The 6214-nt window shown below is 64.5% G+C and carries 6 protein-coding genes; 1 reads left to right on the forward strand and 5 read right to left on the reverse strand.

Annotation, left to right across the window (positions count from 1 at the left end):
* The 5 genes from AB4097_RS19295 to AB4097_RS19315 all read right to left on the reverse strand — a co-directional run bounded on the left by AB4097_RS19295 (nucleotide 1) and on the right by AB4097_RS19315 (nucleotide 4230).
* Entirely contained in the window at nucleotides 1-495 is a 495-nt protein-coding gene (locus tag AB4097_RS19295; protein ID WP_442042525.1) for a hypothetical protein, read from the reverse strand.
* Between the two features lie 130 nt (nucleotides 496-625).
* Nucleotides 626-1060 carry a potassium channel family protein gene (locus AB4097_RS19300; protein ID WP_442042527.1) on the reverse strand — a complete coding sequence of 145 codons (435 nt, stop codon included), beginning with the start codon at nucleotides 1058-1060 and terminating at the stop codon, nucleotides 626-628.
* 10 nt (nucleotides 1061-1070) lie between these two features.
* On the reverse strand, nucleotides 1071-2201 hold the full coding sequence (gene cax, locus AB4097_RS19305) for a calcium/proton exchanger (RefSeq protein WP_442042529.1): 1131 nt from the start codon (nucleotides 2199-2201) through the stop codon (nucleotides 1071-1073).
* Between the two features lie 273 nt (nucleotides 2202-2474).
* Complete coding sequence (locus tag AB4097_RS19310; RefSeq protein ID WP_442042531.1) at nucleotides 2475-3575, reverse strand: AraC family transcriptional regulator; 1101 nt, start codon at nucleotides 3573-3575, stop codon at nucleotides 2475-2477.
* Between the two features lie 412 nt (nucleotides 3576-3987).
* A complete protein-coding gene (locus AB4097_RS19315) occupies nucleotides 3988-4230 on the reverse strand; it encodes a DUF6894 family protein (RefSeq protein WP_442042533.1) in 243 nt (80 codons plus the stop codon).
* A gap of 830 nt (nucleotides 4231-5060) precedes the next feature.
* Between AB4097_RS19315 and AB4097_RS19320 the strand changes: the two genes are divergently transcribed.
* Nucleotides 5061-5852 (forward strand): outer membrane protein, encoded by a 792-nt coding sequence (locus AB4097_RS19320; protein WP_442042535.1) that lies wholly within the window; start codon nucleotides 5061-5063, stop codon nucleotides 5850-5852.
* Nucleotides 5853-6214: the final 362 nt, after the last annotated feature.

The raw sequence follows: 6214 nt of genomic DNA on the forward strand, positions 1-6214 counted from the left end.
TCAGCTCCCCGTGCTCACTGGCGAGATCCGGTGTTTGGGACGGGACGGCCTCCGGGCGGGAGCGATGGGCTTCGGCATGTCGACCGCGCCTTCGCCCGGCACGGCGTCGGCGACGGTTCCATCGGGTTCGTCGTCGGCGCCCTGGCCCGGCGGGATGTCGGCAATCTTCTCAAGCGATCCGGCCATCCTGCGCAGCGGATTTCCAAAGTCGGGAATGTCGATCAGGGCGAGCAGCAGGCCGGCGACCCAGAAGATGTGCTGGTGCGTGAACAGGGCCAGCAGGCCGAGCACGGCGACGATCTCGAACTGGAGCTTGTGCGACCGGTGCGCCATGCGCTCGGGCAGCGTGTGCAGCCGCAGGAACAGCAGGCCGACGGCCAGCACGGCGATGATCAGGACAACGGCCATCACCCCCATGAGGACGTCCGCCTCGCCCGGCGCGGTGATGAACGCTGGCAGGTGGTGAGGTGCGGCGGGATTGAGCGATGCACTCATACGACTTTCCCATCAGGGCGGCCACCTTGGGCGCGTTCGGGGTGCGGTGCTTGATGGATCAGGCCAGGGCCATGACAGTTTGGGACAAGGCCGTAAGAATCGGGATCTTGCCCTGTCGCCTGTCCCGTGCTTACGGCTTGTCCCCTCGGTCCCGGCTGCGCATGGCCTGCCGCAGCACCTCGAAGATGACCGCCGTCGACCAGCCGAACAGCAGGGCACCGTTCATGGCCGCCATCGGGCCGAGCAGGCGCCAGCGCTCCACCGGCACGACGTCACCGTAGCCGAGCGTCGTGTAGTTGACGAACGCGAAGTACCGGGGATCGGCGCCAGGAGGGGCGACGTCCAGGATCCCGTAGGCCAGCGACCACACCATGACTTCGGCTAGATGCGCGATCATCAGGACCGCGACGGTCGCGACCATGACGGCGGCGAGCCGGACCTGGGGTCGATGGCGCTCCCACTCCAGGGCGCGGCGGGCGGTGCCCACGACCGTGGCCATCACGGCGGCATGGATGGCGATGTTGCCGAGGCTCACGGCGCCGCCCAGGAGAAGCTGTCGCAGCATGGTGTTCTCGCTAAGGGGCGGCGGGGATCAGGTAAAGTATGGCCGCGATGATGAGGTAGAGCGCCAGGAGTTGGACGCCCTTGAACCAGTTGGACTGCCCGGTCGTGGCAACGGTCGCCCCGAGCAGCACCGCCCCGAACAGCATCCACATCTCGGCCTGCGAGAACACCAACTGGAACTGCGGTTGGCCCATGGCCGGCGCGACCAGCACCAGGATCGGAGCGACGAACAGGGCGATCTGCACGCAGCTTCCCATCGCGATGCCGATGCTGAGATCGACCCGGTTGGCCCGGCCCATGGCGATGGCCGATCCGGATTCGGCCGCGCCGCCGACGAGGGCGAGCACGATCACGCCCATGAACATCTGCGACATGCCCAACGACTGTCCGGCCTGCTCGGCGGCACCGACGAGGATCTCGCTCATCCATGCCGCGCCCAGCGACGCAACGAGCAGCGTCGCGACACCACGCCCGATGCTCGGATGCCCGCCGATCTCCTCATGCATCGCCGGAGTATTCAATTCGGCGAACGTTTCCGGATGGGTTCTGAGAGAGTAGAGCAGGAACAGTCCATAGAGCCCCAGCAGGACGACTGCCACAACCAAGTCGAGGGTGGCGTGCACGCCGAGATGTGGTTCCGTTTCCAGGGCGCGATGGAACGCGCTCGGCAGCGCCAAGCTGATCCAGGCCAGCACCATGGTCGACGAGAATGCCCGGATGGCGTTTGGATTGTACTCCTGGCTGTGGTGACGAAGGCCGCCGAGCAGGAAGGAGAAGCCGAGAGCCATCAGAAGATTGGCAAGCAACGCCCCGACGATCGAGGCGCGCACCATCTCCAGCAGGCCCGCCCGCAGGGCCGCCATGGTGATGATCAACTCCGGGAGATTGCCGAAGGTGGCGTTGAGGAGACCTCCGATCGTCGCCCCGGTGTGCACGGCGACCTGCTCGGTACCCTGCACGATGAGCTTGGCGAACGGCACGATCGCGAGCGCGGCGCAAAAGAAGATCACCCCAGCCGGAACGGTGCCGGCGTGATCGAGGAAGGCGGCGACGGGCGCGAGGATCAGGAGCCACAGGAGGGAGGGCCTGAACGGCGATGCCTCGGCCACCGGATGTACTTCGGGATAGGGCTTGTCCGTCATGACCTCGTCCCCTTTGTTCCACCGTGCGGGCATGCCGGGTCCTGAATGCTCCCCAGCCCTGCGCAGGACTGGTTTGCGGCCGAACCTGCGACCGGTATCGCTCGGCGACGGTCGAGTGGTCGGAACTCGAACGCCCCGCGAGCTTGCCTGTCACGTCGACCTGGACCCCGTGGCCTTGGAGGCTGGCCCGAACGTGCCCGCTGGATTCCAGCCCGCCGGTGGCATCGTGCCTCGGCGCCCGTTCTCCACCGCGATCGCCACCGCTCGCGGGCTTCAGCCGTGCTGGCCTTCGACCCGCCAGGCGGTCGGCGTCTGGCCCGACCAGCGCCGGAAGGCGCGCGTGAAGGCGCTGGCTTCGGAGTAGCCCAGCACTGCCGCGACCTGGGCAAGCGACGCTTGGGTGTCCTGCAACAACTGCCGCGCGATCTCGAACCGGAGTTCGTTCGTGATGGCCCTGTAACCCATGCCGTTGCCCTTCAGGTGGCGGCTCAGGGTACGTCGGTGCATCGCGAGCAGTTCAGCGGTGTCGTCGGCCGAGCAGCGGTGGCTCGTCAGCCGCGTACGGAGCAGGCGCCGGACATCGTCGGAGAACTCGCATCCCGGAGGCCCCTTCAGGTGGCCGATCCGCTCCTCCAGCAGGGCTCGCATCATCGGATCGGCCCCGGCAACCCGCCGCTCCAGGTCGCGGGCTGGGAAGACAAGGGTGGCACTCTCGTGGTTGAACCGGACCGGCGCCCTGAAATGACGCCAATACGGCTCACGGGCCGCGGGAGGCGTCCGCGGCACGAGCACCTCGGCCGGGCTCCAGTCGCAGCCGCACAGGGATCGCAGGGCATTGACGATGGCCGCGAGTGCTCCGTCCGCGACCTGGTCCGCGCTCTCGGCCGCGGGCTGGTAGACCGCGATGCTGAGCAGGACGGTGCCGTCGCTGGTCGTCAGCGCAGGAACCGTCACCCGGTCCTGGATGCTCAGGTTCGCCACAAGGGCGTGCAGGGCATCGCCCACCGTCTCCGAATGCTGCATCAGGCGCCCGACCAGGCCCAGCGACAGGATCGTGGCGCGCTGGCCGACCAGCAGCCCGAAATGCGAACAGTGCGTGCAGTCGACGCACAGGGTGAGCAGCCGGCCCAGAGCGGCATACGGGACGACGCTCGCCCCGTCGTCGAACAGGCGCGGGTCGAGGCCCGCCTCCCGGATGACCGGATTGGGATCGAGGCCGAACTCGCGCAGGGTCGGGGCGATCTCCGTGGCGACACCGAGCTGGATGAAGCCAGGCGGAAGCACCCGCCCAGGGCCGGCCACGACGGCTGGCAGCGTCGGAGAGGGATTGTCCCAGCGGACGCGCAGGGACGGAGGTCCATTCTGGTTGGTCATCACGGCCGCCTCGCTGAAATCCAACAATGGTCGCGAAGAACCGCATAGTCGGTTTGACCGAACCCGCTATCGGAAACCAAGGCGGTGATCTCGATCACTCCAATGTACGCTATCGGACAATTGCGGCGATCGAGCGGCTTTGCCTGCCGATGTCCCCTTTTGCCGTCCCATCCGGCCAACCCAAGGGGCTCTGCTGCCCGAGGGACTGGTTCACGCCCGGCTGGATGACCCGCGGACTTGCCGGGCGGCGGAATTACGGCCCCTCACGCGCCGTGGCGGAATGGAAGCCGAGCCCGATGGAGATGCCACCTTGATGCCCCTGATGGAGCGCATGCCGCGGCCGAAGGGTCCTGCGTGCCCATGCCTCCTGACAGCCTTGCCGTGGGGGTCGACCGCTGCGCCGCCTGGACCGTCAAGGATCCCGAAGGAAGATCTCGGAGAACGGCATGTGTAACACGACGTGGCCTGCTTCATTCTCGATCTCGACGGCATGGTCCCGTGGATCCTGGCCGCGGGCGGCGAACACACCGATGAGACCTTGGGCCGCGCGCAAGGTTTGGCAGCGGGCCGTCTCCACATCGGGGAAGTCGAGCCCGATTGCGTCATAGCTCCCACAATGGCCGTTGCTGCGAACGTGAACGAAGAAGCGAGGCATGGCGCTGCAAGGGCTGAGTAAACGGCTTAAAAATGCTCCTGTGGTGGGAGAGTTCCGGCTCTCCCAGTCCCGAGAAGCCTATCCCACGGAAAAGGCTTGACCGCGCGGCCCATTGTGATCCTGTTCGACCATGAGGAGCCCCGATAGATCTGATGCTCAGGGCAGCACGCCCAAGCAGGGCCTCGGGTTGCTGACGGGGACAATCAATCGTGCCAATCAGGCGATGGCGGAGGCACCGGCTTGAAATCACTCGCTCCCGAGCCTTGGGCCAGTCCGAGGCTGATCCGGCACGGCGATTTGATCGGATCCGCGAAGGCGAAATCGGTCGCTCTCTGGAATGGCGGCTTCAGGCCAGGCACTCAAATCTCTGACCTCTTCGGAACGTCCGGGTACGCGAGGAGTGCTGCCCTCGGGCTTACGTCTCAAGTGTGCCATTTCGAGGCTTTCCGAGCCAGGCATCCGTTGCGGGCAATATCTATCAATGGCTTATGGCGGGAGCTTCGGGCAAGGCCGTTTATGGAACTGAACGGTCGTGACAAGTGTGCCATTAAAAACCCTGCCCCGGGGAGGGCAGGGTTTAGTGAGCTCCTCGCCTTCGGGGGGATTACGCCGAAGTCAGCCCAGTAGGCCATGATCCCCGCGGCGTGTCAAATCGACAAAAGTATTCACGACATATTAGGAGTATTCACGACGTATTAGGCGCATATTCATATCAACAATGCTGACGTAATCAGTAGAGTCCAAATACGTGTTGCATATTTGCTATAGCTCTTCTTGGCAATTGAGCCATAGTCTGTCCTTGTGAAGCTTCATCCACAAGGGGATTGCTCATGAAGAACCGTATTTTTGGCCTGCTTGCTGCAACAGCCCTCTCAACGGCGGCTGTCTCGTCCGTGTCTGCTGCCGACCTTCGCCAGGCACCGCCTCCGCCGGTGATCGCGGCCGTTCCGGTCTTCACTTGGACCGGCTTCTATATCGGTGGCAACCTCGGCTGGGGTTGGCGGAACAGCAACAATGACCCTGTGTTCCTCGGAGGACCCGGCATTCCTGACGGCCTCGCCGGGGGCACGCTGATCTTCGATAACAACAACGATGGCGTCTTCAACGGCGGCGGCCAGATCGGCTACAACTACCAGATCGGCTCGTGGGTGATCGGTGCTGAGGCCGACATCCAGGGGATCGACAACAACAACGATAATAATGCGATCTTCATCCCGGGTCCGGGCTTTGCCGGCGGCACCTTTGTGCCGGGTAAGTTCCAGGACTCGGCGGATTGGTGGGGCTCGGTGCGCGTGCGCGCCGGTGTCGCCTTCGATCGCGTCCTGGTCTACGCCACCGGTGGTCTGGCCTACACCGACAACGACACCGGCTGGACAGTCGGTGGTGGCGTCGAGTGGGCTCTGCCGACGAACTGGAACCTGTTCGGCGGCACCAGCGCGGTCACTCTGGGCCTTGAGGGCCTGTGGGTCAGCATCGATCAGGGCAACAACAACAATGGTTCTATCGGGACCTTTACGCCGGTTGGCGGCGCGCCGGTCAATGTGTTCCTGCCGCAGACCGATAACAATCAGGACTTCTTCGTCGCCCGGGCCAAGCTGAACTTCAAATTCGGCACCTACTAGGATCGCCGTATCAGCGGCAGCAGAAGAGGCTCGGGGAAACCCGGGCCTTTTTGTTGCGTGGACGCCAAGAAATGGGCGAATTTCCGATAACCCTTTACGGAACCGAATAATGTGTCTTCTGAGTGTCTTCGGAAGCTTTTTTGGACCGGTGCCTTGCGCCAGTCGAGTAGAGCGTCAGTCCAGCCGGCTCTTAAAGCACTGTCAGTTCCGGCGGAGTAGTGTGGTGAAGGTTCTGCAAATCGCCTGAGCGGGGCGGTCATGGCAGGATGGTGATGTTCAACGTCACGCACTCCGAGAGGAGCCCCACCATGACCACTGCAAAGGATAAACCTGCTGCCGCTGCCATCAAGGACCTTCTCAGC

Source organism: Microvirga sp. 2MCAF35, from assembly GCF_052115545.1.
Taxonomy (GTDB): domain Bacteria; phylum Pseudomonadota; class Alphaproteobacteria; order Rhizobiales; family Beijerinckiaceae; genus Microvirga.